Source organism: Arthrobacter sp. FX8, assembly GCF_026723805.1.
Lineage (GTDB): Bacteria > Actinomycetota > Actinomycetes > Actinomycetales > Micrococcaceae > Arthrobacter.
Genome location: NZ_CP113505.1, coordinates 3,904,804 through 3,931,790 on the forward strand (window position 1 = coordinate 3,904,804; position 26,987 = coordinate 3,931,790).

The 26,987-nt window shown below is 62.5% G+C and carries 27 protein-coding genes and 1 pseudogene; 8 read left to right on the plus strand and 20 right to left on the minus strand.

The genetic code is table 11. The features are described from left to right. The 15 genes and pseudogenes from OUO20_RS18275 to OUO20_RS18345 form a co-directional block, all read right to left on the minus strand. Positions 1-998 (minus strand): annotated as a pseudogene (locus OUO20_RS18275) (fumarylacetoacetate hydrolase family protein). A gap of 11 nt (positions 999-1,009) precedes the next feature. Then, positions 1,010-2,083: an amidohydrolase family protein gene (locus OUO20_RS18280; protein ID WP_268002346.1), complete on the minus strand. Its 1,074-nt coding sequence runs from the start codon at positions 2,081-2,083 to the stop codon at positions 1,010-1,012. Then, the gene (locus tag OUO20_RS18285) at positions 2,080-3,204 is read right to left on the minus strand and encodes an FAD-dependent monooxygenase (protein ID WP_268002347.1); all 1,125 of its coding nucleotides are present in this window, start codon (positions 3,202-3,204) and stop codon (positions 2,080-2,082) included. Before OUO20_RS18285 ends, OUO20_RS18280 begins: the two co-directional genes overlap by 4 nt. Positions 3,205-3,258: 54 nt before the next feature. Then, positions 3,259-4,296: a cyclase family protein gene (locus OUO20_RS18290; protein ID WP_268002348.1), complete on the minus strand. Its 1,038-nt coding sequence runs from the start codon at positions 4,294-4,296 to the stop codon at positions 3,259-3,261. After that, positions 4,293-5,255, minus strand: coding sequence for a fumarylacetoacetate hydrolase family protein (locus OUO20_RS18295; RefSeq protein ID WP_223993327.1), 963 nt, complete (start codon positions 5,253-5,255; stop codon positions 4,293-4,295). The genes OUO20_RS18290 and OUO20_RS18295 overlap by 4 nt, the downstream gene beginning before the upstream one ends. A gap of 7 nt (positions 5,256-5,262) precedes the next feature. Beyond that, the gene (locus OUO20_RS18300; protein ID WP_268002349.1) at positions 5,263-6,282 is read right to left on the minus strand and encodes a VOC family protein; all 1,020 of its coding nucleotides are present in this window, start codon (positions 6,280-6,282) and stop codon (positions 5,263-5,265) included. Between the two features lie 228 nt (positions 6,283-6,510). After that, positions 6,511-7,566: a homoserine dehydrogenase gene (locus OUO20_RS18305; protein ID WP_268002350.1), complete on the minus strand. Its 1,056-nt coding sequence runs from the start codon at positions 7,564-7,566 to the stop codon at positions 6,511-6,513. Between the two features lie 159 nt (positions 7,567-7,725). Next, positions 7,726-8,532, minus strand: a complete 807-nt coding sequence (locus OUO20_RS18310) for an amino acid ABC transporter permease (protein ID WP_268002351.1) — start codon at positions 8,530-8,532, stop codon at positions 7,726-7,728. A gap of 65 nt (positions 8,533-8,597) precedes the next feature. Then, a complete protein-coding gene (locus tag OUO20_RS18315; protein ID WP_268002352.1) occupies positions 8,598-9,278 on the minus strand; it encodes an amino acid ABC transporter permease in 681 nt (226 codons plus the stop codon). A gap of 35 nt (positions 9,279-9,313) precedes the next feature. Then, a complete protein-coding gene (locus OUO20_RS18320) occupies positions 9,314-10,156 on the minus strand; it encodes a glutamate ABC transporter substrate-binding protein (RefSeq protein ID WP_268002353.1) in 843 nt (280 codons plus the stop codon). Positions 10,157-10,179: 23 nt separating this feature from the next. Next, positions 10,180-10,908 carry an amino acid ABC transporter ATP-binding protein gene (locus OUO20_RS18325; RefSeq protein WP_268003463.1) on the minus strand — a complete coding sequence of 243 codons (729 nt, stop codon included), beginning with the start codon at positions 10,906-10,908 and terminating at the stop codon, positions 10,180-10,182. A gap of 300 nt (positions 10,909-11,208) precedes the next feature. Next, a complete protein-coding gene (locus OUO20_RS18330; protein WP_268003464.1) occupies positions 11,209-12,630 on the minus strand; it encodes an NAD-dependent succinate-semialdehyde dehydrogenase in 1,422 nt (473 codons plus the stop codon). Between the two features lie 145 nt (positions 12,631-12,775). Continuing rightward, the gene (locus OUO20_RS18335; RefSeq protein ID WP_268002354.1) at positions 12,776-13,351 is read right to left on the minus strand and encodes a thiamine pyrophosphate-dependent enzyme; all 576 of its coding nucleotides are present in this window, start codon (positions 13,349-13,351) and stop codon (positions 12,776-12,778) included. After that, positions 13,348-13,899 (minus strand): thiamine pyrophosphate-binding protein, encoded by a 552-nt coding sequence (locus OUO20_RS18340; protein ID WP_268002355.1) that lies wholly within the window; start codon positions 13,897-13,899, stop codon positions 13,348-13,350. The genes OUO20_RS18335 and OUO20_RS18340 overlap by 4 nt, the downstream gene beginning before the upstream one ends. 5 nt (positions 13,900-13,904) lie before the next feature. Further along, positions 13,905-15,122 (minus strand): pyridoxal phosphate-dependent aminotransferase, encoded by a 1,218-nt coding sequence (locus OUO20_RS18345; RefSeq protein WP_268002356.1) that lies wholly within the window; start codon positions 15,120-15,122, stop codon positions 13,905-13,907. 216 nt (positions 15,123-15,338) lie between these two features. Here OUO20_RS18345 and OUO20_RS18350 point away from each other — a divergent pair, with 216 nt between their 5' ends. Continuing rightward, on the plus strand, positions 15,339-16,046 hold the full coding sequence (locus tag OUO20_RS18350; RefSeq protein WP_268002357.1) for a GntR family transcriptional regulator: 708 nt from the start codon (positions 15,339-15,341) through the stop codon (positions 16,044-16,046). Positions 16,047-16,870: 824 nt separating this feature from the next. Continuing rightward, positions 16,871-17,083 (plus strand): hypothetical protein, encoded by a 213-nt coding sequence (locus OUO20_RS18355; protein ID WP_268002358.1) that lies wholly within the window; start codon positions 16,871-16,873, stop codon positions 17,081-17,083. A 353-nt stretch (positions 17,084-17,436) separates the two neighbouring features. On the opposite strand, the gene OUO20_RS18360 is transcribed toward OUO20_RS18355, so the two are convergent. The 4 genes from OUO20_RS18360 to OUO20_RS18375 form a co-directional block, all read right to left on the minus strand. Continuing rightward, positions 17,437-17,709, minus strand: coding sequence for a hypothetical protein (locus OUO20_RS18360; RefSeq protein ID WP_268002359.1), 273 nt, complete (start codon positions 17,707-17,709; stop codon positions 17,437-17,439). Between the two features lie 251 nt (positions 17,710-17,960). Continuing rightward, positions 17,961-18,839, minus strand: coding sequence for an alpha/beta fold hydrolase (locus tag OUO20_RS18365; RefSeq protein ID WP_268002360.1), 879 nt, complete (start codon positions 18,837-18,839; stop codon positions 17,961-17,963). A 3-nt stretch (positions 18,840-18,842) separates the two neighbouring features. Next, a complete protein-coding gene (locus OUO20_RS18370; RefSeq protein ID WP_268002361.1) occupies positions 18,843-19,217 on the minus strand; it encodes a hypothetical protein in 375 nt (124 codons plus the stop codon). Positions 19,218-19,295: 78 nt separating this feature from the next. Then, positions 19,296-20,777 (minus strand): NAD-dependent succinate-semialdehyde dehydrogenase, encoded by a 1,482-nt coding sequence (locus tag OUO20_RS18375; protein WP_268002362.1) that lies wholly within the window; start codon positions 20,775-20,777, stop codon positions 19,296-19,298. 158 nt (positions 20,778-20,935) lie between these two features. On the opposite strand from OUO20_RS18375, the gene OUO20_RS18380 reads away from it, so the two are divergent. Genes OUO20_RS18380 through OUO20_RS18405 form a run of 6 tightly spaced genes read left to right on the plus strand, consistent with a single transcriptional unit; the run spans position 20,936 to position 26,462 of the window. Beyond that, positions 20,936-22,267 carry an MFS transporter gene (locus tag OUO20_RS18380; RefSeq protein ID WP_268002363.1) on the plus strand — a complete coding sequence of 444 codons (1,332 nt, stop codon included), beginning with the start codon at positions 20,936-20,938 and terminating at the stop codon, positions 22,265-22,267. A gap of 51 nt (positions 22,268-22,318) precedes the next feature. After that, positions 22,319-23,467 carry a zinc-dependent alcohol dehydrogenase family protein gene (locus OUO20_RS18385; RefSeq protein WP_268002364.1) on the plus strand — a complete coding sequence of 383 codons (1,149 nt, stop codon included), beginning with the start codon at positions 22,319-22,321 and terminating at the stop codon, positions 23,465-23,467. A 7-nt stretch (positions 23,468-23,474) separates the two neighbouring features. Then, positions 23,475-24,314, plus strand: coding sequence for an N-acyl homoserine lactonase family protein (locus tag OUO20_RS18390; RefSeq protein WP_268002365.1), 840 nt, complete (start codon positions 23,475-23,477; stop codon positions 24,312-24,314). Between the two features lie 2 nt (positions 24,315-24,316). Continuing rightward, positions 24,317-25,174 carry an SDR family NAD(P)-dependent oxidoreductase gene (locus OUO20_RS18395; protein ID WP_268002366.1) on the plus strand — a complete coding sequence of 286 codons (858 nt, stop codon included), beginning with the start codon at positions 24,317-24,319 and terminating at the stop codon, positions 25,172-25,174. A 24-nt stretch (positions 25,175-25,198) separates the two neighbouring features. Beyond that, positions 25,199-25,582, plus strand: coding sequence for a 4-carboxymuconolactone decarboxylase (gene pcaC, locus OUO20_RS18400; protein ID WP_268002367.1), 384 nt, complete (start codon positions 25,199-25,201; stop codon positions 25,580-25,582). Then, positions 25,575-26,462, plus strand: a complete 888-nt coding sequence (locus tag OUO20_RS18405; RefSeq protein WP_268002368.1) for an NAD(P)-dependent oxidoreductase — start codon at positions 25,575-25,577, stop codon at positions 26,460-26,462. Before pcaC ends, OUO20_RS18405 begins: the two co-directional genes overlap by 8 nt. Before the next feature lie 188 nt (positions 26,463-26,650). On the opposite strand, the gene OUO20_RS18410 is transcribed toward OUO20_RS18405, so the two are convergent. Beyond that, entirely contained in the window at positions 26,651-26,944 is a 294-nt protein-coding gene (locus tag OUO20_RS18410) for a putative quinol monooxygenase (protein WP_268002369.1), read from the minus strand. Between the last annotated feature and the right edge of the window lie 43 nt (positions 26,945-26,987).

A 26,987-nucleotide genomic window follows, 5' to 3' on the forward strand; every position in this document is an offset into this window, starting at 1 on the left:
CTAGATTCCGGAAGGAGCAGCAGCGGCAACACGGTTCCGCGGCCGGTTCCGGGCCGGAACCCGGGTCGCGGCTTCGCGCCGGGAGCCCACGGTGTTCTCGATGGTTCCGATGCCTTCCACGGTCATCCGGACCACGTCACCGGTTTTCAGCGGCGGGGAGTCTGTGCCCCGTTCCGGCCCCACAGTTCGGCCAGGCAGCCGCTGCCGCACGTGCCGGAGCCCAGCACATCGCCCGGCCGGACCACGGAATCCTGCGAGGCATAGGCCACCAGTTCGGCGAACGGCCAGCCCATGTTGGAGAGCAGGTCCTGCCCAATCAGCCGCCCGTTGACTTCCACAGCCATGGAGATCGACAGGAACCCGTCTGCGTCGTGGCGGTCCTCGAACTCGTCCGCCGTGACAATCCAAGGCCCCAGGGTGTTGGCAAAGTCCTTGCCCTTGCACGGCCCCAGGCTGACCTTCATCTCCCGGCGCTGCAAGTCCCGCGCAGACCAGTCGTTGAGGACGGTGTAACCAAAGATGTGCCGGTGCGCCTCCTCCGCCGTCAGGTTGCGGCCGTCGCTGCCGGGGACGCGCCCGACGACGGCTGCCACTTCCGTTTCAAAGTCCAGGTCCGTGCAGCCTGCGGGAATACCGATCACCTCGCCGGTGCCCGTCACCGTGTGCGGGTTGGTGAAGTAGAACGTGGGTGCTTCGTACCATTCGGGCACTACGCCGGCCACGCCGTCGATGCTCTTGCGGACGCCCTCCACGTGCTCCTCGAACGCCACGAAGTCCCGGATGGTGGCGGGCGCCAGCGGGGCGAGCAGCTGCACATCCGACAGCGGAACAGCAGCAGCGGAACAAATGACGTGACGGTACAGTGCCAAGGTCTCCTGGAGCCCGGCCTCCAACAGTGTCTGCACGGACTGGCCTGCCGGCAGCGCATAGCAGTGTTCGCCGTCCACGAAGCCGGACCGCGTCCCGCCATCGTGGTTCCAACGGGCAATCTTGACCATGTGAGTGTTCCTTACGCATTGGGGCGGGTGGCCAGGGCAGCGGCCGCGGTGATGCCCAGGGCCCGTGCGTTGCCGCCCAAGACCCGGGCCTCGTCGTCGGCCGGGAGTGCGGCAGCCTCCACTTCGTCCACCGGCAGGTCGGACCCCATGTCGAATGGGTAGTCCGAGCCGAGCAGCACCTGCCCGGGCCCTGCAGCGGCAACAAGGGCCCGCAGTTCAGCCGGGCTGTGGACCAGCGAGTCGAAGTACAGCTTCCGCAGGTAGGACGACGGTGGCGCGGCGCACCCATGTGCCTCCGGCCGCACCTTCCAGGCATGGTCCGACCGGCCCAGCGTAGTGGGCAGGTAGCCGCCCCCGTGCGCCGCCAGGACCTTCAAGGCGGGGTGCCGGTCCAGGACGCCGCTGAAGACCAGGTGGGACAGGGCCACCGCGTTCTCGGCCGGCTGGGACACCGTGTTGGCGAGGTAGAAGCGGTCCAGCCGCTCATCCAGCGAGCAGCCGAACGGATGCAGGAACACCAGGGCGTCCAGCTCTTCGGCGCGGGTCCAGAACGGTTCCAGCCGGGGGTCCGAGAGTTCAATGGTGCCTCGTTCCGGGTCACCCGGAGTGGCGGCGAAGGACCCGATTTCGACTCCCAGCAGCCCGCACTCCAAGACGGCGTGTTCCAGGGCATCCACCATCAGGCCCGGGTGCTGGAGCGGGACCAGGCCCAGCCCGTTCAGCCTCCCCGGCGCGCGGTCCACGAACTCGCGCACCGCCTGGTTTGCGGCCCGGGCGAGCTGAAGGGCCAGATCCTCCCCGGCGAAGTAGTAGAAGTGCGACGGCGACGGTGAGACCAGCTGGACGTCCACGCCCTGGGCGTCCATGTCCGCCAGCCGGCGGTCCAGGTCCGTCAGCTGCGGCCAGCGCTCCTTGATCATCCGGCCCGATGCGGCCATGGACTCCGGGCCGTTGCGCCGCACCTCCAGGGCCTGCTGGGCGCCGAAGCCGTCAGGATCCGCGTCCGCCACCATCTGTTGCAGGGCCGGCAGCAGGATATGGGCGTGGACATCCACCGTGGGGTTCGTGTGGGGACGGGTGCTCATGCCGGCTCCTTCAGCATGACGGACAGGCCGTGCATCAGCCCGGGCACATCGGCATCGCGGACGCCGTCGAGCATCCACTGGCCCAGCTGGACCGAGGCGGTCACCACTGCCTTGGCCCGGTCCAGCCGGCGGTCGCTGAACTCCTTGAACAGGGTTTCGGTGACGTCGTCGGCCCTGATCAGCAGCTCGGCCAGCACAGCCGCATCTTCCAGCGCCATGGCTGCACCCTGCGCCACCGTGGGCGGGCAGCTGTGGGCGGCGTCGCCGATGATCACGGTGCGGCCTCGGTTCCACGGGCCGTCCACCAGGTGGGTGGTGAACCACGTGTAGTTGATGCGCGCGCTGTGGTCCAGGTTGGCGCGGATTTCCTTCCACGGGCCTCCGTAGGCAGCGGCGAGTTCGGCCATGATGCGGGGCCCGTCCTCGTGCTTGCGCTCCTGGGCCTTCTCCACCAGGTAGGCGTAGATGGTGTCCGGGCCGGTGGGGCAGTAGCCGGCGATGAAGCAGGGGCCGCCGTAGGTCAGGTCGGTGCGGACCACCTCTTCGGGCCGTTCCACGAAGGCACGCCAGATGCCCATGCCGGTGGGCCGGGGTTCGACGTCGATGCCGATGGCCTTGCGTACGGCCGAGTGCAGGCCGTCGGCGCCGATCAGGAGGTCGTAGGTGGCTGTGCCGCCGTCGGCGGTGCCCACGGTGACCGAGCCGCCGTCGTCCGTGATGCTGGTGACCGTCCGGCCGTAGCTGATCCGGGCCCCCGCCTGTTCCGCCCGTTCACGGAGGATGGCCGTGAGGTCCGGCCGGTACATGCCCATGGTGGCGGGGAGGTCGTCACCTCCGGTGCGGATATCCTCCAGGACGGCGAGCACCGTGCCGGCCGGGTTCGGGGCGCGCAGGCCGAGCGTGCTGAAGGCGTAGCCCTTGGCCTCCACCTGGTCCCAGACGCCGAGGTGGCGGAGGACGCGCAGGGCGTTCCCCTGCAGCGTGATGCCGGACCCGAGGGTCTGCGGGGCGTCTGCCTTCTCGAGGACTTCCACCTGGATTCCGGCGTCGGCCAGGAGGATGGCGGCGGCCAGCCCCGCGGCTCCCGCCCCCACGATTCCGACGTTCTGTACTGCTGCCATCGCTGACTCCTTTGTATTGACGGCGTTACTGCTGGTGGTTTGTTGTAGTGAAAGCTACCGGACGGCGATCGGGTTGACCGGTGATCCGACGGCCCCGGTGATGGGGAGCGGTGCTGCGGTCAGCAGGAAGTCGTACCTGCCGTCCGCCGCGCATGCCTCCGCCAATGCGTCGGGGTCCCACATCTCGCCCAGGAACAGGCCCAGGTTGGGGATGGCGATCTGGTGGAGTGGCTGGAATGCGCCGTCGAACTCGTTGGGCCGGACCTCGAAACCCCAGGTGTCCGTGGCGATCCCGGCGATCTCGCTGCGGTGCAGCCAGGGTGCCGTGCTGAAGGACAGCCCGGGGGCGGAGCCGCCGGCATAGTCGCCCCAGCCGTCGCGGCTCACCCGGGTGTACTGCCCGGTGCGGATCACAACAATATCGCCCCGGCCCACTGTTGAGCTGGGCCCTTGGAGTTCGATGGTCCGCTGGAGGTGTTCCGGAGTGATGGCGAAACCGTCCGGCAGTTCGCCGTCGTTCCGTCCCAGCCCGGGGCCCAGCGCCCGGCCGACGTCGAGCAGGACGCCGCGGGTGACGATCTTGGCGGCGGCGGTTTCGATGCCGGTCACCAGGTCACCCTCGGAGGTGACCACGTCACCTGCGGCGCGCCCGTTCCAGGCCTTGCCCTGGTCGAAGATGTGGCCCAGGCCGTCCCACTGCGTGGAGCACTGCAGCGGCATGGCGATCACGTCATCAGCGCCGCCGAAGCCGTGCGGGAAACCCTGGTTGCCGCGTTCGGCGTCCACCCCGGTGTCCGTCATGGTGTGCACGGGGTTGGTGCGGCGGCGCCAGCCCTTCTGCGGGCCGTTGGTGTCGAAGGGCTGGGACAGCGAGAAGGCCTCGCCGGTCTTCACCAGGGCCGCTGCTTCGATGCGCTTGGCGGCGTCAATGAAGTTCAGGGTGCCCAGGACGTCGTCCTGGCCCCACCTTCCCCAGTTGTTGTGTGCCCGTGCCATGGCACGGATGCTGCCGAGTGGATCGTCACGCCGGATGACCGGGGAATCCGCGGATTCCCCGGTGGCGGTGACTGGTGCTGTGTCCTGCGTGGTCACTGCCTGCTGCTTTCCATTGTCACTTCGTCCTTGCAGTGGATGAGCTGGGTGCCCAGGCCCGTGATGGTGCCTTCCATGACGTCCCCGTCCTGCAGCAGCCGGCCCCAGTGCTGGCCGTTGCCGGCCGGGCTGCCCGTGAGCACCAGGTCGCCCGGGCGCAGCGGCATGATCTGGGAGGCTTCGCTGACCAGCTTGGCTACACCGAAGATCATGTCCTGCGTGGATTCGTCCTGCATGGGCTTGCCGTTGAGCTTCAGCGTCACCTGGACGTCCTGCGGGTCACCGAAGAACTTGGCGGGCACCAGCAGCGGCCCGGTGGGCAGGAAGCCCGGGGCGTTCTTGGCGCGGTACCAGTCGGAGCCGATGGCGGGCATGTCCTTGCGGAAGACATACTCACGCGTGGTGATGTCGTTGACCATGGTGTAGCCGAACACGTACTCGAGGGCCTCCTCCGGGGTGACCCGGAACGCCGTCCTGCCGATCACCGCGGCCAGTTCCAGCTCCCAGTCGTGGGACTTGGAATACGCAGGCAAGGTGAGATCGTCCGTGGCGGACGCGACCGCCGTCGGAAGTCCGATGAAGAAGTACGGCGTGCCCTGGCCTGCGCGCTTGTCCATCATCGCGGCCGTCTTGGCGCGCACTTCCTCCTCGTCCTCGCCGGGTTCGCGGTGCGCCGCGGCGAGGTCGATGACGTGCTTGCGGTAGTTGGCGCCCGTCTGCAGCACCTGGGCGGGCTCCACCGGGGCGAGGATGTCGACGTCGGCAAGCGCCAGGCCGGTGGCCTTACCTGCCGTGGCGGCCAGGGCGTCCAGCTGTCCTTCGGTGGTGTCCCAATGCTCGATCAGCGAGTTGATATCCCCGTCCAGGGGCAGGACCCTGTCATCAACCAGCAGGCCCGCGCGGGGCTTGCCGTCACCGGCCTCCTGGAACCGGATGAGTGCGTACTGTGCTTCGGCCATGGTGCCGTTAGCCCCGTCCGTGCTTGGCGTAAGGGTTCAGGAGCGCTTCCTTCATTTCCGGGGACGCGCCTTCCTCGGTGGCGGTGAAGCCTTCGGCCGGTGGGAAGGATTCGGTCATGGAGTGCGGCATGGCGCCGTTCTTGTAGAAGTTGTTGGACCCTTCGGACGGCTTCCAGGTGTTGGCCTCCCAGTCCGGCACGTAGTTGCGGTAGCCGCCGGAGTTGAGCTCGACGCGCAGGCCGGACGGTTCGCGGAAGTAGAGGAAGTTCTGCTCGCCCACGCCGTGGATGGAGGGTCCGTATTCCATCGGGGTGCCGTTTTCCATCATGACGTCAGCGGTGCGGAGCAGGTCCTCGGTAGCATCCACCCAGAACGCGATGTGGTTGACGCGGCCCGGGCGGTTGGAGGTATCGGCCACCACGCCCAGGTCGTGGGACTTTTCATTGGTGGTCAGCACGGAGAACACGGTGATGGGGGCTTCGTCCAGGTCCACGAAGGCCATGACACGGAAGCCCAGGGCCTCGTTGTACCACTTGGCGAAGCCGCGGACATCAGACGCGGCAACGGTGACATGGTCCAGGAACCGGGGTGCTGCGGCGTGGCTGCTGCGGCGCTCGGGCCGGTCCGGGTAAGTGGATTCGAAGCCGGGCTCCGCCACGAACTTGTCCACCTCGTAGAAGAGGCGCATGTGGTGGCCGTACGGGCCGGTGAATTCGTAGGCCTTGCCGTAGCCATGGCCGCCGGCGGTCCAGGTTCCCTGCACGCCAGTCGCTTCGATGCGCTGGACTGCTGCTTCCAGGCCTGCCTGCGAATTGGTGCGCCATGCCATCCGGCCCAGCGATGCTTCCGGTCCTTCGGTGACCACCAGGCTGTACCGGTAGTAGTCGCCCCAGCAGCGGAGGTAGACGTTACCGTCCACGCGGTCGATGATGCGCATGCCGAACTTTTCCTCGTAGAACCGTGCGGACGCTTCGACGTCCGGGCTGGTGATCTCGAGGTGGGCAAGATGGGAGAGGGGAGTTTCCACGTTGAAGTCCTTCTGGTTACTGGCTGCCGTCGGTTGGTGCAGGTCCTGTAACTACTGTGAGACACTTCATATATTTGGGGAAGGCGGGATTTCCGATATCAACTATCCGCCTGGCCGATAATCCGGTTCCTTAGAGTTGGGAGACGCAGGACGCGGTGAGCGGAGTCGGCAGCGAGCCTGCTTCGATGGTGACCGCGATTTGGTACAGGGCGAAATTGGTGGGGGTCATCACGGCTGTCTTTGGGCGCACCCTGTCTCGTCTCGAAGGACGTGTTCCAGATCCTTCAGGACTGCTGCGGCGGTAGCAGTAGGGTTGGAGGCCCCGCCAAGGATGGTCAAGTCCCCCATCTCATCGGTGTGGACAGCCAGCGCTTTCATGCTGCCGTCCAGTCCGCCAAAAGGATGAGATTGGGGATATGCCCGGAGCTCTACGCCTGCACTGACGTTTTCTTCGTGTTTCTCAATGAAACCGACCAAACGGGGCGTAAGGCCGGCTGCCTTCCACTGTTTGAGCGCGCTGCCGGGGAGGTTTCGAATGCCTTCTCTCGGCAGGGCATCGAGGCGCAGATCCATCCCTAGGACCGAGTTCGCAAGTATGACTAGTTTGCTTGCTGTGTCCCAGCCGTCTATGTCGAAAGCGGGGTCGGGTTCGGCAATACCCTTCTCCTGGGCCAGGCGAAGGGCATCGTTGCGCTCCAGCCCATTGTGAAACATCTGGTTCAAAACGAAGTTTGTTGTGCCGGTCAACACGGCTTCCATCCCAAGTATGGTTACCCCTGCGAGGCTGTGTTCAATGAGATCAACAGTTGGGAGGGCCGAGGCTGCAGCACCGCTAAATCTAAGCGAGGCTCTATTTCGGGTGGCTAGGTCCCGAAGGTTTCGCATATCAACGACAAGGGCGCCTTTGGAAACGGCTATTGCGTGTGTGCGGCGTGCCAGAGCGCTACGGAGGTACATAAGGGCTTCTCCGCCCGTGTCGTAGTTGCTTGGTCCGGCTTCAATGAGTACATGGGCGGGCGCAGCTGCCATAAACCGGCTACCGTTCAGTCCCGGAGTGAAGCTTGCGCGATCAGCGAGCTGTAGCGGCGCCAGCCCTCCGGGTCCAACAAGGCCCGATGTGGAGTTGCAAACCCCTGTGATCCTCACATCGCGACCATACTGCTCTACATATCGGGGCCGGCGGGCATGGAGCATTTCTGCCACGTGGCGGCCGATAGTTCCGTAGCCGGTAATGATTACGTCAAGGGTGGCTAAGTTGTCTGTGGCACTGGGTGATTCGTCCAATATGTCCTTCATGGGTGGCCCGGCGTGGGCCGCTTTGTCATTGAAATCTTAAGAAAAGCGGCTGGAACGATTATGTTCCAGCCGCTTTTCACCTGTTTCCCGGAAGAACTTTGCTGCCAGTTGTGGTGGCTTTCTTGAGGATCTGGCCCCGGGGTGAATTTAGGCGTTTTCCACTAGGACCTTTTGAGTGACCGGTTTTGCCACGGCTTTCTTTCCGCGGCGCAGCCGATTCTCCAAAACGGTGGCAAGTTTGGAAAGCAGCAAGTTGATGGCGATCATCACCATGGCTATTACCAGCAGGGCAGGAACGTAGTTCGAGTAAGCCGAACCTGCCTGTATACCCTGCCTGACGGCCTCAACATAGGTGATTTGGTAGCCAAGGGCAGTGTCTTTCAGTGCCACGACAAGCTGGGCGACGAGGGCCGGCAGCATTGCGGTGATGGCCTGTGGCAAAAGCACCATCCGCAGGGTCTGGCCATTACCCAGGCCCAGAGCAACAGCTGCCTCACTCTGACCGCGGGGAAGGGAACGGATACCCGCCCTGACAATCTCCGCGATGACGGCTCCGTTACTGAGAGCTAGGCCAGTAACGACTGCCGCGACCGCCAGTTCAGTTGACGGGAACAGCGAGTAGTCGGCAAACATCTGGAAGCAGAAGATCATGAGGATAAGGAGCGGAATCGCACGGAAGAATTCAACGACGGCGCCGCTGCCGTACCTGATGAGGCGATTCTCCGAAAGCCTGCCTATTCCCAGCAGGATCCCGAGGATGATGGCGAGGACAATAGCCATTGCCGCAGCCTGGAGAGTCCCTTGGATGCCCGGCAGGAGGTAAGTCTGCCACATCTCCCGGGTCAGGAATGGCTGCCACTTCTCAGGAGACAACTGCCCCTTTTCTGCCAGTGCCGACAGGACCCACCACAGTCCGCCCAGCAGGCCGGCGAGGCAGAGGACACTGATGACCACGTTCGCCATTTTGCCCCGCGGCCCTGGGACGTCGTACAGGTTCCTCTCGGGAGACCCGGAGCTGCTCATCGCTTCACCTCATATTTCTTGCTCAACCAGCCGAAAGCAGCACCCGTTGGGATAGTCAGAATCATGAATCCCAAACCGAAGATCAAGCCCACGACGATAAGCGCTGAGGTATTTTCGATCATCTCCTTCATCAAAAGCGCAGCTTCAGCGACGCCGATGACGGAAGCCACCGTGGTGTTTTTGGTCAGCGCTATGAGGACGCTTCCCAGCGGCGCGATGACCGCGCGGAATGCTTGGGGGAGAACCACGTGACGAAGCCCCTGCATAAAACCAAGGCCAAGAGAGCGCGCGGCCTCTGACTGTCCAGTCGGCACCGTATTGACCCCTGACCGGAGGGCTTCGGAGACGAAGGTTGCTGTGTAGACACTGAATGCCAAGACAGCGAGCCTGAAGGAACTGTCGGTGATGGAAGTGGGAGACTTCGGATCTGCGAGGGTGATGCCCAGTTGCTGAGCCAGGCCGAATGAGGCGAAAAGTACCACCAGGGTAAGCGGCGTGTTCCTGACCACGTTCACGTATCCTGTGGCGACCGTCCGCAGTGCCCAGACGGGAGATACCCGCATGGCGGTCAGCACGGTGCCCAGGATCAAAGATCCGATAGCCGAGAGAACTGTCAGCTCGATCGTCCTTAGGAATGCCGTAAAGATCTGATCCCCGTACTCAGTGAGGATATTCATTGAGATATGTCCAGTTCTGCCTGGAGTGGCGGATCTTAGTAGCGGTCTATGGTCGGCGGCGCCGGCATCGGGTAGCCGGAGGCACCGAGGTTGTTCTCAAAGGCCTTGGCCCACGAACCGTCATCGATCATGGACTGGACGGCGTCATTGATTTTTGCCCTGCTGGCTGTATCTTCCTTCTTCAGCCCAATGCCATAGTTTTCCTTGCTAAACGGCGTTCCAACGACCTTCAACTTGCCCTGGTTCACTGCCGCGTAGCCGGCCAGCTGGATGTCATCGGTTGTCATGGCGTCCACGGCGCCGCTCTTGAGCGCCTCCACGCAGGCCGATGGGGTGTCGTACTCCTGCAGCTGAGCGTCTTTGCTGTAGTTCTTTTTGATGTTCTGCGCCGGGGTGGATCCTGTGACAGAGCAAAGCTTCTTGCCGCCGTTCAGCGATTCCGGACCGGTGATGTCAGTGTTGTCCTGACGCACGAGAAGCGACTGGCCAGCAAGGAAGTACGGCCCGGCGAAGGCAACCTTTTCTTTGCGGGCATCGTTGATGCTGTACGTGTTCACGACGTAGTCAACCTGTCCATTCTGAATCAGGTTCTCGCGCTGGGCAGGGGTGGCTTCCTTCCACGTAATGGCGGATTCCTGGACTCCGAGCTTGTTGGCGACGTACTTTGCGACGTCGACGTCAAACCCCTTGTAGGAACCATCCGGGTTCTTCAGTCCCAGCCCCGGACGGTCAAAGGAGATGCCGATGGTGAGTTTGCCGGCTTCGGCCTTCGCCTGCACGGTCTTTGCGTCCGCGCTCCCGCCGGCGCCAGAGCAACCGGCGGCGGAACCAGCGACGATGATGGCGGCGGCCGTTACTGCGAGGAATTTCAGCTTCATGGTGGCTACTTTCTTAATTTCTGTCAGTGGCTGAGGATTTTGCCCAGGAAGTCCCGGGCACGATCGGTAGAGGGAGCGGCAAAGAACTGATCAGGGGTGGTGTCTTCGAGGATTTGGCCGTCAGCCATGAACACCACGCGGTCAGCTGCCCTGCGCGCAAAGCCCATCTCATGGGTCACCACGAGCATGGTCATGCCACCCTTGGCCAGTGACGTCATGACTTCGAGCACCTCGGTAACCATCTCGGGGTCCAAAGCCGACGTTGGTTCGTCGAAGAGCATGACCTTCGGTTCCATGGCCAGGGCCCGGGCGATGGCAACGCGCTGCTGCTGCCCGCCGGAAAGCTGGGCAGGCAGTTTATCCGCCTGATTGGCGATGCCTACGCGCTCCAGCAGGGACATTGCCTTGGATCGGGCCTGCGCCTTTGAGATCTTGCGGACTTTCAGCGGAGCCAGCATGACGTTTTCGAGGATCGTTTTGTGCGCAAAAAGGTTGAAGGATTGGAAAACCATCCCGACGTCGGCGCGGTACTTGGTGAGCGCCTTGCCTTCCTGCGGCAGCGGTTGCCCATCGACGGCGATGGTTCCGGTGCCGACGGTTTCCAGCCTGTTGATGGTGCGGCATAACGTTGACTTGCCGGAACCCGAAGGGCCTAGGACGACAACGACTTGCCCTTGCTGGACCTCAAGATTGACGTCCCGAAGGACATGCAGCGGACCGAAGTGCTTGTTGATGCCGCGCAGCGAAATCATCGGAGTCTTGTCATTAACAGCCCCTTTATCGACGCTGTCAGTAGCTTCTTGCAGTTCCATGTTTGCCATTCGTGGTAGGAGGACACTCCCCGCAGCCTGTGTGGTTTACGACCATGTGCGGGGAAGCAGGCGACAGAAGCTGGTACTCCCGCTCCTATGTGACGCTAATTACAATACTAATGTTAACATTCTTACACAAGTTGAAGGGTCTCTGGGTGGGAGGTGAGCTGCTCCAGTCGCACTCATAAACAAAGAGGGGTCCCGGCGCTGACCTTGTTCGCCGGGACCCCTCGGGGTGCTTCAGAGTTGGATGCCGGTGTACTTGGTTTCTTGATAGGCGTGCAGCCCTTCTGTGCCGCCTTCGCGGCTGAGGCCGGACTGCTTCGTTCCGCCGAAGGGTGCTGCCGGGTTGGAGACGACACCCCGGTTGATGCCGGTCATGCCGGCGTCGATGGCGTCTGCGACGCGCAGGCCTTTGGCGAGGTTTTGGGTGAAGACATAAGAGGCGAGGCCGTACGGGGTGTTGTTGGCTTCGGCGATCACCTCGTCTTCGGTGGTGAAAGTGTAGATCGCGGCGACGGGGCCGAAGATCTCTTCGGTACGGATGTCGGCGTTGTCCGGGATGTTGGTCAGGACGGTCGCGGGGTAAAAGGATCCGGGCCTGTTGGGGGTCGTGCCGCCGGTGAGGCAGGTGGCGCCTTTGGCCAGAGCGTCCTGGACCAGGGCGGAGACAGTAGCGACTTGTTTGCTGTCTATAAGGGGGCCGAGTTCGGTGGCGGGGTCGGTTCCGTCGCCCACCCGGGTAGTCGCCATGCGTTTGGTGAAGCGGCGGGTGAATTCGGCTGCGATGCCGTCCTGGACGTAGATGCGGTTCGCGCCGACGCAGGACTGGCCGCCGTTGCGGAGTTTGGCGACCATGGCACCGTCAACAGCTTGGTCGAGGTCCGCGTCGTCGAACACGATCAGCGGTGCGTTGCCGCCGAGTTCCATGGAAGTGTTGAGCACGTTCGGCGCTGCCTGGGCGAGCAGGGCGCTGCCTACCTGGGTGGAGCCGGTGAAGGAGATTTTCCGGAGTCTGGGGTCTGCCATGACCGCGGCAATCACGCCGCGGGAGTTGTTGGTGGTGATGACGTTCAGCACGCCGGCGGGCAGACCCGCTTCTTCCATGACTTTGGCCAGCAGGAGGCTGGTCAGGGGTGTTGCTTCGGCCGGTTTAAGGATAGTGGTGCACCCGGCTGCCAACGCGGGGGCGATTTTCCGGGCACCCATGGCAAGCGGGAAGTTCCAGGGTGTGATGAGCAAGGATGGTCCGACGGGGCGTTTAGAGACCGCGAAACGGTACTGTCCGCCCGGTTCGACGCCGTACTGGCCGTCAATGTGCGAGCGGTTAGCTGATTCGGCGAACCAGCGGAAGAATCCGGCTCCATAATCGACTTCGGCTTGTGCCTCAGTGAGTGGTTTGCCCATTTCCGCGGTGATCAGGGCGGCGAATTCGTCGCGACGGTTCCGGATTGAGTGATAGGTGCGGTCTAGTATGTCCGCGCGTTCCCGGGCCGGGGTCGCAGCCCACGCCTCCTGCGCCCTGCAGGCGGCGTCCAAGGCGGCCAGGCCATCCTCGATTGTGGCCGCGGGGACCTGGGCCAAGGGTGCTTCGGTGGCGGGGTTGGCCACCGTGATCGTCCCGCCGCCCGAGGCCGGGACCCAGCGCCCGCCGATCGGCATCAGTGGTTCCGGAAAGCCCGGAACCGGGGTTGGATGAGTAGTCAAAATGCTTTCCATGGGTGGTCTCATTCCTTATCGCGCGGGCGTAGATTGTCCCGGCTCTTTGGGCCGGGACAATCTACGCGCCGCTGCCAAATGTGCTGCGTTATCCCAGTTGTGGGGTGAGCCAGTTCTGGAAGCGCGCCCCGTGGACGACGGGGTCGATCAGGAGCAGGGGAGTGCCAGGTTCGTTGCCCGGTTCGGTGCGGGCATGGATGAACCAGGGCCCGTCTTCGGTGAGGGTTTGTTTCAGGGCCAGGGCGAGTTCTTCGGTGTTTTCGGCGCGGAGGACCTTCAGGTCGACCGACTCGGCGAACCGGCCCAGGTCGATGGACACGGCCTGGGTCGGGATCGAGGCGGTGGAGGCGTAGACGCCGTTGTCCAGCAGCACGATCACGAGGTTTTCCGGGGCGAGGTAGCCCGCGGTGATCGCCGATCCGGGGTTCATCAGCAGCGACCCGTCGCCTTCGATGACCACAGCCCGGGAGACGTTGGTGTCCTTGACGGCCTGGGCCAGGCCGGTGCCGACAGAGATCGCCAGGCCCATGGCGTCAAGGAGGTAGAGGTGGTTGGGCCGGTCCGCGACGGACGCCAGCTCCCGGGAGGTTGCGGCGCAGGTCGCCACGACCGGGACGTCCGGGGTGGAATCAACGATGGTGCGGAGCGCTTCGATGCGTTTCATGCTTTTGCCTTTGCGTCTTTAGGGTCGAAGAACTCCATGAGTACAACGACAGGTCGGAAAGTCATCCGTGCGTGATTGCCGGCCTCGGCGACGGTCGCGCCCCAGTCGGTGGCGCTGTTGCGCCGGTCGACCTGGAACACGGGGATGTTTGTGGAGGCCAGCAGGGCCGGGACGGGCGCGGAAATTGAATGAATCATCGAGTTGTACTCGCCCAAACCGCCGCGGGTGTTGGCAACGATCAGCAGCGGCAGGTGATACGACACGGCGAACGTCGTCAAGGCAGTCAAGGCGTTACCAAAACCGTTGTCCTGCATGATGACCACGCCGAATTTGCCGGCGAACGGGTAGGCGCCCACGACGCCGATGGCTTCTTCCTCGCGTGAGACGGGGTAGACCAGGGGCAGGTCCCCATTGGTCTGGGCGGCGAGGACTCCGTTGATAATCGGGGCGATACTCGCTGACGGTACGTACGCGACACCGTCCGGGGCAAGCCCGACGATCGCGTTCACCACCTCGGCGTGACGGTCCTGGGTAATGGTCGTTGACATAGGGATCAGGCTTCCTTAGTAGTTGTTTTGGTGAAGGTGTGAACTACGCGATTCAGGCCTTCAATCAGGTCATCGATGTGGCACGCGTAGGAGATCCGGATGGCGTGGGTTCCACCGTCAGGGTCGAAAGCTGTGCCTGGGACGACGGCGACGTGCTGTTCCTCCAGCAGCCTTAGTGCCAGCTGCTCGGCGGGTTCTGCGATCTCGGGGCTATAGGTCAGGTAGAAGTAGAACGCGCCGTCGGGCTGGCTGACGGTCACGCCCGGGATGCCGTGGAGGATTTGAAGGCCGGCCTGCCGCCGGACTTCGAACTCACGGCGCATCGCTTCGGCGTCCCCGCGGGCTTCACGGAGCGCGGCCGCAGCTCCGGGCTGCAGGAACGTCGGAGCGCAGACGGTGGTGTACTGGCGCACCCGCAGGGCTGGAGTGATTAGTTCCCGCGGCCCCGCCAGCCACCCCAGACGCCACCCGTCCATCGCGAAAGCCTTGGCGAAGCCCCCAATCACCAAGGTCCGCTCGCGCAGCGAAGAAACCGCCGCCGGAGACTGGTGCCGGGCATCTTCGTAGACCAGGTCGGCGTAGATCTCATCGGACATCAGCAACGCGTCAGTCGGTTCCAGCACCGCAGCAAGCTGGTTGATCTCTTCAGCCGTGGCTACACCGCCGGTGGGGTTGTTCGGAGTGCAGATGATCACCATCTTCGTCCGCTCAGTGATCGCCGCCCCGATAGCCTCGAGGTCCAGGCGGAAATTATCGGCAGCATCCAGCATCACCGGTACTGGCGTCGCACCGGCAAGCCGGATACAGGACTGGTAATGCGCCCACGCCGGGACCGGTACGATCACCTCATCACCGGGCCCGCAAAACGCCATCAGCGCAAGGAAAACAGCCTCATTCGCCCCGATCGTGACGATGACTTCGGACAGCGGGTCATAAGAAGTCCCGCGCCGGTCCTGAAGATACTCAGCAATAGCGGTGCGCAGATCCATGGTCCCCGCGTTCGGGCCGTAATGGACCTCCCCGCGCCCCAGAGACGCAGCCGCAGCATCCTTGGCCACCTGCGGAGTATCAAAATCAGGCCGGCCGATCTCAAAGTGATAGATCTTCTCACCTGCCGACTCCATTGCAGCGGCCTTATCAAAAATCGCCCGAATCGGTGAGGGCTTAATGTGCTCTAACCGCCCAGCAGGACGTGAAAAACGGGTAACTGTTTGGGTACTCATAAGGCTGATCTCCATTAATCGGGAGGCGGGACGCCGGATGGGCCTGCACCTGCAGGCGTGGTTCTCCTGAGCAGTGGTGGACAGCGTTTCCAACTCCACAGCAGACCTCATCCCGGCCGCCGGCTGCCGTCCCGTGTCTTCCGAGCTGGGATAGGGTGATTAGTAATTTGAACCACTGCCACTCAATGTAAGAATGTTAACATTATGAAATCTGACATGGATGAAATTGTCAAGAGCGAATCACTTCGTGCACCCCTTAAACGACGGGGTATGGCGCAAGATGTTGCAGCCAGGATCCGGGAAGCAATCCTGTCCGGAGAGATCGCGCCAGGGATGCGGATCAATGAAGTGGAAATGGCGGCCTCATTGTCGGTCAGCAGGGGTCCCGTGCGCGACGCCATCGTGCTGCTGAGGCAGGAGGGGCTGCTCCAGGGTGACTGGCACAGAGGTTCACGGGTCACAGTGTTCACGAACGCAGACCTCGAGGAGATTTACTCCCTGCGGTACGCGATCGAGGTCCTTGCCGTGAAGCGCCTGACTGCCAGTCGTTCTGAGCGGGATCTGGAGATCATCAAAACCCGGACTGAGGCGATCGATCGCGCCGTTGAAATCGGCGACCCGCAACAGATGCTTCAAGCGGACATTGCCTTCCACGACGCCATCTACGCATGTGCCCGGCACGAAAGGCTGGAACAGGTGTGGCTCGGGCTGCGCTCCCAAATTGCCTTGCTCTTATTGAACAGGCAGCGCGGCAACGACGAATACCGCAATCTAATCAGTGCGGAGCACTGGGAGATGTACCGGGTGATCAAGGACCGTGACACGGCAAAGGCTGAACAGCTGGTGCAGGACCACATACAATCCGCCTTCGAGAGAATTAAGGCAGACATGAAGGCTGAACAGCTGGCCGCTACTGCCGACTAAGGCATCTGAGCAAGCGCAGATGCAGCGCTTTCATGGATGGGCCCGTGCCCGGCTGCCGCCCGCCAGGAATGCACTGCACCCACGGCGAGCGGGACATCGGCCGTTTGGGACGGGTTCCCTAAAATCGACGGTCTGGCCGGCAACCGACCTGCCACCGGTGCCGTGCATGAGGTGCTCAAAGGCAGAACGGGCCCAAGATGGCGTAAGTACTCCTTGACACGAGTTCGCCATTTACCCACAATGTTAACATTCCTACAAATTGTAGTCTGACTCGCCTTAGGACCTCTCTTGAAAAACAAGAACCTACTTGCCCGGAAAGCTTCCCACTCAGCGACGGCCACCAGACAGCACCGTACCGGAGCTCACTGCCCGTCAAGCGGCGTCTGGCGGGACCAGTCCGGTGGTACGCGGTTCATCGCCAAAGGTGCAATCTTCCCGGCGACCAACAACGGGCCTTCGGACTGGACCTTGCATGAGGCCGAGAATTTCGCCCTGATCCCTCAAACACAAGTCAGCATGTAGGGCCCGGGGTATGAGCTCGGTGGCTGTCTTTAGCGGTATTGGGGTTGCCGTGTCGGCGTTGCTTTTATGCTTTGATGCCTTGCGTCGCCATACCAGTGCGCCTGAGGTTCTAAGCACGGCAATCACCGGCGCGGTCCTCGGAGGCCTCGTGCCAGGACTGGTGCTGCAGCTTGAGGTGGACGACGCGGTTCAGGCGCTCAGCTGCGCTACGTCGGTCGTTGGCGCTGTTGCCCTTCTCGCGCTCAACCTCGCGACACGCCCCTCTGAATCATCCTCCGTTACCTCTGCAGAAAGACAGGGAAATGGCTAAGAAGAAGCATTCATCCGCACGTTCTTGGCGGCAGTACGACCATGATGAATTGGTCAGGGTCAGCAGCGGTGGCCAGACGCTCTTCGAGGGAAGGGTTGATGACAAGACGGAGGACGGGACGATTGTTTGGATCATTCCGTTTAACGGCCATCGGCGGCTAATCCACGTCGAAGACGATGTGGAAATGGCAAGGTTGACCCCTTAACGAATCGGTTTAAAGAACTTCCGTTAGCTGCCGATAACGGGACAGAATGCCCACAGATAGCTTTTGTTGAACCGGTGAATCCGCAATGCCGCTAAGGCCGACTAAGGCAAGCTGTTTACCTGAAGGCAATCGTTCGGCATCGGCGCAGACCACCAAGCTGTGGAAGCCGCCGGCGCGGCTGGGAAGGAACGCTTGTTCCTGATCAGCAAGGGCGGCATCAACGGTCCGACCTCGACCAGACCGTAAAGAGCTGAGCAGGGGCAGCGGTGGTAGGAGCGGACCAAGAGCGGGACCATCCGCCACGGCGAAATGCAACGGGGGGCGCCTTGAGCCACGCTGGTGACGGATCCTATTCACCTGGTCGTATTGCCGGTACCTTGGATGACGCGCACAGAGTCGCATTCCCGAGAATGGAAGAGTTTTCTCTCATTGAGGGCATCCCGAATCCAGATAATAAGGCCATCGTTCGTCTTGGATTCGACGGTTCCAACACATTCGGCACCTTCAAGAGCAAGAATTGCCACGACATCGCCGGGAACGAGGCTGGTCCAAATCGACAGAGGGTGTTTCTTCACTTCCTTGTGATGCTCTCCTGCTGCTGGGTCACACTGTTGCTGCTCTGACACGAACTGTCCTTTCGACGCGCCTCGGGCTCTGTGGCCGAGACGCAACGGGCCCTTTTGGTCCTTCATCTGCCCCCGCAATCCATGGCAAGTCGGTTTCAGGTGTGGGGCGCAGGACCGGTGGGAGATGGTAGGAATTTGCCTGGGATGCACGGGCTATCTTTCACGCCGGATTCATGGAGTGTCGGGATTGGGCGTCACGAGGGGCGCCGACAAAGTATTTGTGGCCTCGTTCGACCCGTCGATAGTCGGCTTTACCTGGACTTGGCTTCAATTTCCGTGAGGATCGGCAAGAGGAACTTGCGGAATTCGGTGTAGTTCTCGGTAACGGGGAAATGGCCTAGCTTGGGCATTTCCCAGAACTTCGAGCCCTTGACCAGGTTCGCCGCTTCCTTCGTGTCCGCCGGTGAAGTGTTGGGATCGTACTCACCGGTCAGGAAGTAGAGCATGCACTTGCTTGTGTCGATGGCGGCTGCCTCTTCCGGAGTGACGTTGTGGTCGTAGTAGTAGTAGTACAGGTCGCCGGCGAAGACGCCGGGTCCGCCGGACTGGTACTCCCACTGGATCTCCCGGACGTTCTCCTCGGGGGAGTACGGGGAGATGTTCAGGAGCATCGCTGCTCCGGTGGAGGTGCGTGAGACGTTGGGGTTGTCGAATTCGCGGCGGATGCCGTCCATGCCGACTTCCAAGTACTCTGCTGCCGAGCGCAGGGCACCTTCTACGGAGATCGTGGCGCGGTAGCGGTCGTTGAAGTTTGAAGCCAGGTCAATGGCAAGGTGTCCGCCCATGGAGCTGCCCAGGTAGACGGGACGGACCAGTTCCAGTGCTTCGGAGAGGGCGTTGGGGAAGGCCATCATCCGGGATTTGGTCATGTTGTATTCCGTGGTCCACCATTTTTCCCCGTGCGGGGGCAGGGACTTGCCGTGGAAGGGCAGGTCGAAGGCGATGACCCGGTAGCGGGAGGTGACCTCGGCGTCGTTGAGAAGGTGGCGGTACTGGCGTCCGTCGGAGCCTGCGGTGTGTCCGACGATCAGCGGGATGCCCTGACCGGCTTCCTCGTAGTAGACCCGGTATTCGACGTCTTCAACGGTGAGGTAGACGTAACCGCCCTTGATCGGTTCGAACTTTGCCATGACTTAGGCTCCTTCGCGGTTGATCTGGCTGAAAATTTGCATGAGCCGGTTCAGGGCCGGCAGGTAGGCGTAGAGCTGGTGGGTGTTGCTGAGCTGGACGCCGTGCTTAGCGGAGGAGCTTTGCAGAGACTGGAAGAACGGGCGCGGGCATTGGGCTGTCATGTCCTTCCACTGCTCGTCGGTGCCTTTGATCCAGATGGCGGCATCCTGCGGGTCGGTATCCGATGGTTCGACCGAAAGGAGCTTTCCGTCGTCGTAGGTGGCGAGCCAGGCCTTCTTGCCGATGGTGACGTGGAGTTTACCGGTGTAATGGCGCATCTCGCGGTTGAACTCGAAGTCCTTAGTCGCGGTGTGCAGCACCTGTGCGAAGTCGTGCATTGATCTGCCTTTCGTCCTTGAAAGAGCCAGTTATTTGCGGATGAGGCCTATCCCTTGGTTGGTCCTTAGCCGTGTGGATTAGCTGGCGTGGGGGTCGGCGATGCCGATGTACTGGGTGTAGAGGTATTCCTCGATGCCTTCGAGGCCGCCTTCGCGCCCGAGGCCGGACTGCTTGATGCCGCCGAAGGGTGCGGCGGCGTTGGAGATGACGCCGGCGTTCAGGCCGAGCATGCCGGTTTCGAGTTTTTCGCCCATCCGGATGCCGCGGTTGAGGTCCTTGGTGAAGACGTATGCCACGAGGCCGTATTCGGTGTTGTTGGCCAGGCGGACGGCGTCGTCTTCGTTGGTGAAGGTGATGATGGGTGCGACGGGGCCAAAGATTTCCTCGGACAGGATGCGGGTGCCTTCGGTGACGCCGGAGAGGATGGTGGGCTGGTAGAAGTAGCCCGGTCCTTCCACGGGGGCGCCGCCCAGGACGGCCTTGGCGCCGGAGGCGACGGCGTCGGAGACCAGTTCGTGGACTTTGTCCCGGCTCTTGGCGTCGATCAGCGGGCCCACCTTGGACTCGGGCTCGGTGCCGCGGGCGGTGGTCATCTCCTTCATCTTCGCGGCGAACTTCTCCGCGAACTCAGCGGCGACGGATTCGTGGACGATGAAGCGGTTGGCTGCTGTGCAGGCTTCGCCCATGTTCCGCAGCTTCGCGAGCATAGCTCCGGCGACGGCGGCGTCCAGGTCTGCGTCCTCGAAGACCAGGAACGGGGCGTTGCCGCCGAGCTCCATGGAGGTCCGCAGAACGGTCTCGGAGGCATCGGCGAGCAGGCGGCGCCCGACTTCGGTGGAGCCTGTGAAGGAGAGCTTACGGAGCCGGGGGTCCTTGATCAGCGGACCCGTAGTCGCGCCGGCACTCGAGGAGGCAATGACATTCAGGACCCCGGCGGGTAAGCCGGCCTCCATCATGACCGCTGCGAACAGCTGGGAGGTCAGCGGGGTAAGTTTTGCGGGCTTGAGCACCATCGTGCAGCCGGCGGCGACGGCCGGGGCGATCTTCCTGGTGGCCATCGCCAGCGGGAAGTTCCACGGGGTGATCAGCAGGCAGGGTCCCACCGGCTTCTTGGTCACCAGCAGCCGGGATTTGCCGTCCGGAGAGACCGAGTAACGGCCAAAGGCGCGGACGGCTTCCTCCGAGAACCAGCGCAGGAACTCCGCGCCATAGGTAACTTCGCCGCGGGCTTCCGCCAGCGGCTTGCCCATCTCCATGGTCATCAGGAGCGCGAAGTCCTCGGCTCGCTCGGTCACGAGCTCAAAGGCGCGGCGCAGGATTTCGCCGCGTTCGCGGGGCGGGACCTTTGCCCAGGATTCCTGCGCAGCGGCGGCCGCGTCCAAGGCCGCGGCACCATCCTCGGCTCCGGCGTCGGCAATGCTCAACAGCACCTTGCCCGTGGCCGGGTCCTCGACGTCGAACGTCTTACCCGAAGCGGCATCCCGCCACGCACCATTGATCAGCAGGCCGGTAGGAACCGAGGGCAACAACTCTTGCTCGGCATTCAATGTCACGGTCATGAAGCGTCTCCTTTGACTTTGCTGCAGCGGCCGCTGCGGTGAAGCTGTCGATCCTCGTATGAAAGCAAAGACCCGTGCTTTCTGGATTGCAGTACAGTATGATTGTACGACACGCGTACGATGCGTAGAAGAGCGCATCTCACGATTAGCGGGAGACGATGATGACTCTGACGGAAACCGACGCACGGGCTGCCCGGCGTTACAGCCGCAAGGTGGCGTTCGCCAGCCTGATCGGCAACACCATTGAGCTTTACGATTTCTTCATTTACGGAACTGCCGCTGCTCTGGTTTTCGGCAAGCTGTTCTTCCCTCAGGCTGACCCGCTGACCGGCACCCTCCTTGCCTTCGGCACCTATGCCGTTGGCTTCATCGCCCGGCCTCTGGGCGGGATCGTCGCCGGTCACTTCGGCGATAAAGTCGGCCGCAAGAAGATGCTGGTCCTGACCCTGCTGCTGATGGGTGCCTCCACCTTCGGCGTCGGGTTGCTGCCGACCTACGATCAGGTTGGCGCGGCGGCACCCTTGCTGTTGCTGGCGATGCGCCTGATCCAGGGCTTCTCCAACGGCGGTGAGTGGGGCGGGGCCGTCCTGATGGCCACCGAGAACGCCCCGGAGGGAAAGCGCGGGTTCTACGGCAGCTGGGCCCAGGTCGGAGTCCCGGCAGGCACCCTGATCGCCAACGGCGTGTTCCTGGCCGTGAGCCTAAGCTTGTCCAGCGAAGACCTCCTGGCCTGGGGATGGCGCCTGCCGTTCCTCTTCAGCATCGTCCTGGTCGCCCTTGGCCTGTGGATCCGGTTGCGGATCCACGAGTCCCCGAAGTTCGTCGAGATGAAGGAAGCCGGAGTCGAGGCGAAGCTTCCCATCGTTCAGGTGTTCAAGCAGTACCCGAAGGAAATCTTCCAGGCCGTTGGCATGCGCATGGCTGAGAACGGTGCCTTCTATATCATCAGCACATTCGTGCTCACCTATGTCGCCTCCCAGCTGAAGATGCCCAGCAGCAACGCACAAATCGGTGTCCTGATCGGTTCAGCCCTGTCCATCCCTGCCCTGCTGATCTGGGCAACGCTCTCGGACCGCGTCGGCCGGCGCAAGGTGTACATGTTCGGCGCGCTTTTCGTCCTGGTCTTCACCTTCCCCTTCTTCCTCCTCCTGAACACCGGATCGCCTATCCTCGTGGGTGTGGCCGTGGTCCTGGCCATGGTCCTGGGCCACAGCGCCATGTACGGGCCGCAGGCAGCGTACTTCGCAGAACTTTTCGGCACCGAGGTCCGCTACACCGGAGCGTCCCTGGGAACCCAGCTTTCCTCGGTGCTCGCCGGAGGCCTCTCCCCGTTGATCGCCACCGCGCTGCTCGCCGCCTTCGGCTGGCCGGCAGTGGCCTGGTACATGGTCGGCCTGGCCGTCATTACCGTGATCGCACTGCTCACCACCAAGGAGACCTACAAGTCCACCATGAATGAGACCGTAAAAAAGGCAACCAGCCACGTCTGAGGCCGCGGCCACGCGTGCAACGTTATGCAGAAACCAGAAAGTGATTGAGTTGTGAAAACACTAGCGGCAGTACTCCGGGAAGCCGGACGACCCACCCCCTATGCAACGAGCCAGCCTCTGGAAATCGAGGAGCTGGAAGTCGGGCCGGTAGGCCCGGGTGAAGTGCTCGTGAAGATCTCCCACGCCGGAATCTGCCATTCCGACCTCTCGGTCATCAACGGGACCCGGCTCAGGGGCCTTCCGCTGGTGATGGGCCACGAAGCAAGCGGCGTCATCGTGGAAACAGGCAGCAACGTACGGCGCCTGAACGAAGGTGACCACGTCGTGTTCTCCTTTGTCCCGCCGTGCGGCTCCTGCCCGCCTTGCATCGCCGGCCGGCCGGCACTGTGCCGGCCGGGTAACGAGGCCAACGGTGCAGGAACCCTCCTGTCCGGGAGCCGCAGGTTCACCGACGCCGGAGGGCAGGCACTGAACCACCACAGCGGCGTGTCCGCCTTCTCGCAGTATGTCGTGGCGGCCGAGGAATCCCTGATCGTTGTTGATGCCGGGCTTCCACTCCAGGAAGCTGCGCTCTTTGGCTGTGCCGTCATCACCGGCGTGGGCGCCGTGTTCAACTCAGCCCAGGCCCGTCCCGGTTCCTCCCTTGCCGTGTTCGGCCTTGGCGGCGTCGGCCTCAGCGCGATCATGGGCGCACGGGCAGCCGGAGCGAACCCTGTCATCGCCGTGGACATCGTGGAGAGCAAACTCCAGCTCGCCAAGACCCTCGGCGCGACGCACATCGTGAACCCGACCGAAACCGATGCCGTCGAAGCCATCCGCGACATTACTGGCGGCGGAGCCGACACCGTCGTCGAAAGCGTCGGCAATGAAAAGGTGCTGGCCCAGGCCTACGCCGCCACAGGGCGGGGCGGGACAACCGTTGCCGTTGGCCTGCCCCACCCCGACCGCCAGTTCACCGTCCCCGCGATCAGCCTCGTGGCCGACGAGAGGACAGTCCGCGGCTCATACATGGGATCGGCAGTACCTAAACGCGACGTCCCAAAGTACATCGCCATGTACCAGGCAGGACAGCTCCCGGTTGACAAGCTCCTCACCGGCACGCTCGGGCTGGATGCCATCAACACCGGCATGGACAGGCTCGCGGACGGCAGCGCCGTCCGGCAGATGGTGGATCTGTCCCTGCCCCTGAGCGGTCAGTAGCCCAGCCATGGCCGGGGGACGCGACGCAGCACAGAACGGCGAAGCCGAAGTCATCATCGTCAAGTTCGGTATGCGGGAATGCCTCAAGAGCGAGGTTTACCTGAACTTTCCCTACTACAACCGACCCGATGGGCCGGTTGGGATGGATTACTACTTCTGGGTCGTCCGCAGTGCGGACAACGTCACTGTCGTTGACACGGGCTTTTCGACAGAGGCGGGCGCAAAGCGGGGTAGAACCATGCTGATCGAACCCGCCCAGGCATTGTCCCACCTCGGCATCAGCCCAACAGAGGTAGAAACAGTGGTCATCACCCACGGTCACTACGACCATGCCGGGAACGTGAAGGACTTTCCGAACGCCGAAATCGTGATGGCCCAAGCCGAATACGACTTTGTCACCAGCGGGATGATTAGGCGCCCCCAGTTCCGCTTCTCCACCGACGCGGAAAACGTGGCGGACCTCAAGGCGTTGGCAGACCAGGGCCGGCTGCGACTGTTCTCCGACACGTTGCAGCTGGCCCCCGGCCTAACGCTGCACCAGGTCGGAGGACACACCCCCGGCCAAACAGTCGTAACCGTCCGCACGAGCGAAGGCGAGGTGACCCTAGCCTCCGACGCAGTGCACTACTACGAGGAACTCGAGGCGGACATGCCCTTCACCTTGGTCGCGGACGTGCCGGGAACCTACCGGGCCTTCGACAGGGTCATGGAACTGGCAACAAACCATCCTTCCCTCATCGTTGCCGGCCATGACCCCCAAGTACAGAAGCGCTTCGCGCCTGATGCCGAGGGTCCGCTGGCCGGGCTGGCGTCCCGCGTCGGCCGGATTGATAGAGAAAGAGATTGAATATGAATCACGACGATCTGCACGGAAAAGTCGCGGTCGTTACCGGTGCCGGACATGGGCTCGGCCGCGCTTCGGCTGAGCGGCTTGCCCGTGAGGGATGCCGAGTTGTCGTCGTTGACATCGACGTCGTTGCGGCTGCTGAGGTGGCGGGGTCCTTGCCCGTCGAATCGATTGCTGTCCAGGCTGACATCAGCAAGGAAAACGACGTGGAGCGGTACATCCGGGAGGCCCATACCGCTTTCGGCCGGATCGATCTGCACCACCTGAATGCCGGCATTTTCGGTTCCTTCGATACCCTGCCCGAGATTTCCATCCAGGACTTTCAGAAGGTCATGGACGTCAACGTCGCTGGCACTTTCCTGGGTATCAGGGGAGCATTCCGGCAGTTCCAGCAGCAGCAGACAGGTGGGGCAATCGCTGTTACCGCATCAATAGCCAGCCTGACTGGAAGCGCTGACCTGCTTCCTTACCAGACCTCCAAGCACGCTGTCGTGGGCCTCGTGCACGGCGCCGCGGTTTACGGCGGACCACTGGGCGTCAGGGTAAATGCTGTTGCGCCGGGAATTGTGCCCACCGATTTGTTTGCCGCCGCCGGGACCCAGGTCGGTGGTGCCAACGATATGGAGCAGCGGGCGTCAACCACGCCGCTGCGCAGGGCCGGGACTGCGGACGAGATCGCCGGTGCCGTTGCGTTCCTGCTCTCTACCGACTCCGCCTACATCACAGGTCAGGTCATCTCAGCTGACGGGGGTGCCACCATCGTCAACACCGTCCGCCCATCGGGCGGGGCAGGCGCATGGGACACCAGCGCCGCGGACGCTACCCTTTACGGCTCACGCCGACCTACCCCCAGCCACTAAGCAAAGCAATCTACGGAGGACACAATGTACAACGAAGTTTACGAGCAGGGCCTGGCCATCCGGAAGGAGGTCCTTGGGGACGCGCATGTGGAGCGATCATTGAACAGCGCCACGGAATTCGCCCGCCCCATCCAGGAACTCGTCACTGAATACTGCTGGGGAACCGTCTGGAGCCGGCCAGGTCTGGAACGTAAGACCAGGAGCCTGATCAACCTGGCCATGCTGACCGCGCTTAACCGGTCACACGAACTGGCGGTGCATGTTCGCGGCGCGGTCAATAACGGCTGTACCGACGAGGAGATCCAGGAGGTCCTGATGCAGGCAGCAATATACGTGGGAGTGCCCGCGGCACTCGAATCGTTCAGAGTCGCTGAAAATACACTAAATGAGGTGCGAACCAATGTCTGAAAAGCGATACATCACGAGTGTTGCCTTCATCGGGCTGGGAAACATGGGCGGACCCATGGCTTCACGGCTCGCAGGACGAGGTTTCAAGGTACACGGCTTTGATCTTTCCCCTGAAGCCCGGCAACGCCTCTCGGACGCCGGCGGGGAGGCGCACGAGACACCGTCAGCGGCAGTGGCGTCCGCGGACGCAGTTATCCTGATGCTCCCGTCCTCAGCAGTTGTGGAGAAAGTTATCCTCGACGATGAAGTGCTGGCGGCGCTGCAACCAGGGGCAGTAATCATCGACATGAGCTCGTCCGAGCCTGGCCGGACGGTCAAACTTGCCGCCACCCTGCACGATAGAGGACACATCCTTCTGGACGCGCCCGTGTCGGGCGGTGTCCGAGGAGCCGAAAGCGGAAATCTCACCATCATGGCCGGCGGTGACCAGGCGCACCTCCAAGAGGTGCTCCCGGTGCTGGAAAAACTCGGCTACACCACCCGGATCGGGCCTGTTGGGGCAGGGCACGCACTCAAAGCCCTCAATAACCTGATGTCAGCCACGCACCTTCTCATCTCCAGTGAAGCGATTCTCGCTGGGGAGAAGTTTGGGATTGAACCCGCCGTCATGCTTGATGCCGTCAACGGCTCCAGTGGCCGCAGCGGTTCAACAGAGAACAAATGGCCCAATTTTATCCTGCCCGGCACCTTCAACTCCGGTTTCAACCTCTCACTCATGGTCAAGGACATGGGGATCGCGGTGTCCTTGGCCGAATCCCTGGGCGTATCAAACCAGCTTGGCGAGTGCGCCACAGCGCTTTGGCGACAGGCCCAAAATGAACTTCCCGAGGGGGCGGACCACACCGAAATCGTCAAATGGTTGCGCCAAAAAACCCGATGACACCTGCACTGCGCTCCATGTGATGGTGGTGACCGTGGCGCCGGCCTCGTGAGCCCTAGTGCATGCCGGCAGTTCAAAGGCCCTGGTGTAGCGGAGAACCGCAAACACCAGGGCCTTTGACATTAACCTCTCGGGCCACAAATGGACACCGTCTTCGGGAGAGGTGTCAGTGCACCCGGTGTAAAACCCTAGAAAAGTGGGGAGCCTTTGGTCACTGTTCGGCTGCGGAGCAGCGGAACAATCTGCGCCTTCACGATTTCGATGAAATGCGGAGTAGAGCAGTGGCGGTCGAAGTCCTCTGCTGCCTCATATTGCTCAAGGATAAAGATCACGGAAGGGTCATCGGCCGAAAGGTGGAATTCGTACATCCTGCAACCCGGTTCCTGCAGGGATCGGGACCTCACCGATTCAAGCAGTTCCACGACTTTGGGAAAGTTTTCGGGTGCTACTTCGTACCGCGCAGTCACGCTAAATGTCGTCATTTCGGTAAACCAATCACTGTAGGAAAAAGGCGCGAGCGGGGAC

Coding starts and splice junctions, on each gene's coding strand:
- pcaC (WP_268002367.1), top strand. CDS start 25,199: ATGTACAACGAAGTTTACGAGCAGGGCCTGGCCATCCGGAAGGAGGTC.
- OUO20_RS18395 (WP_268002366.1), top strand. CDS start 24,317: ATGAATCACGACGATCTGCACGGAAAAGTCGCGGTCGTTACCGGTGCC.
- OUO20_RS18285 (WP_268002347.1), bottom strand. CDS start 3,204: ATGGCAGCAGTACAGAACGTCGGAATCGTGGGGGCGGGAGCCGCGGGG.
- OUO20_RS18355 (WP_268002358.1), top strand. CDS start 16,871: ATGGCTAAGAAGAAGCATTCATCCGCACGTTCTTGGCGGCAGTACGAC.
- OUO20_RS18390 (WP_268002365.1), top strand. CDS start 23,475: ATGGCCGGGGGACGCGACGCAGCACAGAACGGCGAAGCCGAAGTCATC.
- OUO20_RS18325 (WP_268003463.1), bottom strand. CDS start 10,908: ATGATTTCGCTGCGCGGCATCAACAAGCACTTCGGTCCGCTGCATGTC.
- OUO20_RS18350 (WP_268002357.1), top strand. CDS start 15,339: ATGGATGAAATTGTCAAGAGCGAATCACTTCGTGCACCCCTTAAACGA.
- OUO20_RS18320 (WP_268002353.1), bottom strand. CDS start 10,156: ATGAAGCTGAAATTCCTCGCAGTAACGGCCGCCGCCATCATCGTCGCT.
- OUO20_RS18375 (WP_268002362.1), bottom strand. CDS start 20,777: ATGACCGTGACATTGAATGCCGAGCAAGAGTTGTTGCCCTCGGTTCCT.
- OUO20_RS18335 (WP_268002354.1), bottom strand. CDS start 13,351: ATGAAACGCATCGAAGCGCTCCGCACCATCGTTGATTCCACCCCGGAC.
- OUO20_RS18345 (WP_268002356.1), bottom strand. CDS start 15,122: ATGAGTACCCAAACAGTTACCCGTTTTTCACGTCCTGCTGGGCGGTTA.
- OUO20_RS18380 (WP_268002363.1), top strand. CDS start 20,936: ATGATGACTCTGACGGAAACCGACGCACGGGCTGCCCGGCGTTACAGC.
- OUO20_RS18410 (WP_268002369.1), bottom strand. CDS start 26,944: ATGACGACATTTAGCGTGACTGCGCGGTACGAAGTAGCACCCGAAAAC.
- OUO20_RS18405 (WP_268002368.1), top strand. CDS start 25,575: ATGTCTGAAAAGCGATACATCACGAGTGTTGCCTTCATCGGGCTGGGA.
- OUO20_RS18280 (WP_268002346.1), bottom strand. CDS start 2,083: ATGAGCACCCGTCCCCACACGAACCCCACGGTGGATGTCCACGCCCAT.
- OUO20_RS18340 (WP_268002355.1), bottom strand. CDS start 13,899: ATGTCAACGACCATTACCCAGGACCGTCACGCCGAGGTGGTGAACGCG.
- OUO20_RS18295 (WP_223993327.1), bottom strand. CDS start 5,255: ATGGCCGAAGCACAGTACGCACTCATCCGGTTCCAGGAGGCCGGTGAC.
- OUO20_RS18315 (WP_268002352.1), bottom strand. CDS start 9,278: ATGAATATCCTCACTGAGTACGGGGATCAGATCTTTACGGCATTCCTA.
- OUO20_RS18365 (WP_268002360.1), bottom strand. CDS start 18,839: ATGGCAAAGTTCGAACCGATCAAGGGCGGTTACGTCTACCTCACCGTT.
- OUO20_RS18330 (WP_268003464.1), bottom strand. CDS start 12,630: ATGCCGATCGGCGGGCGCTGGGTCCCGGCCTCGGGCGGCGGGACGATC.
- OUO20_RS18370 (WP_268002361.1), bottom strand. CDS start 19,217: ATGCACGACTTCGCACAGGTGCTGCACACCGCGACTAAGGACTTCGAG.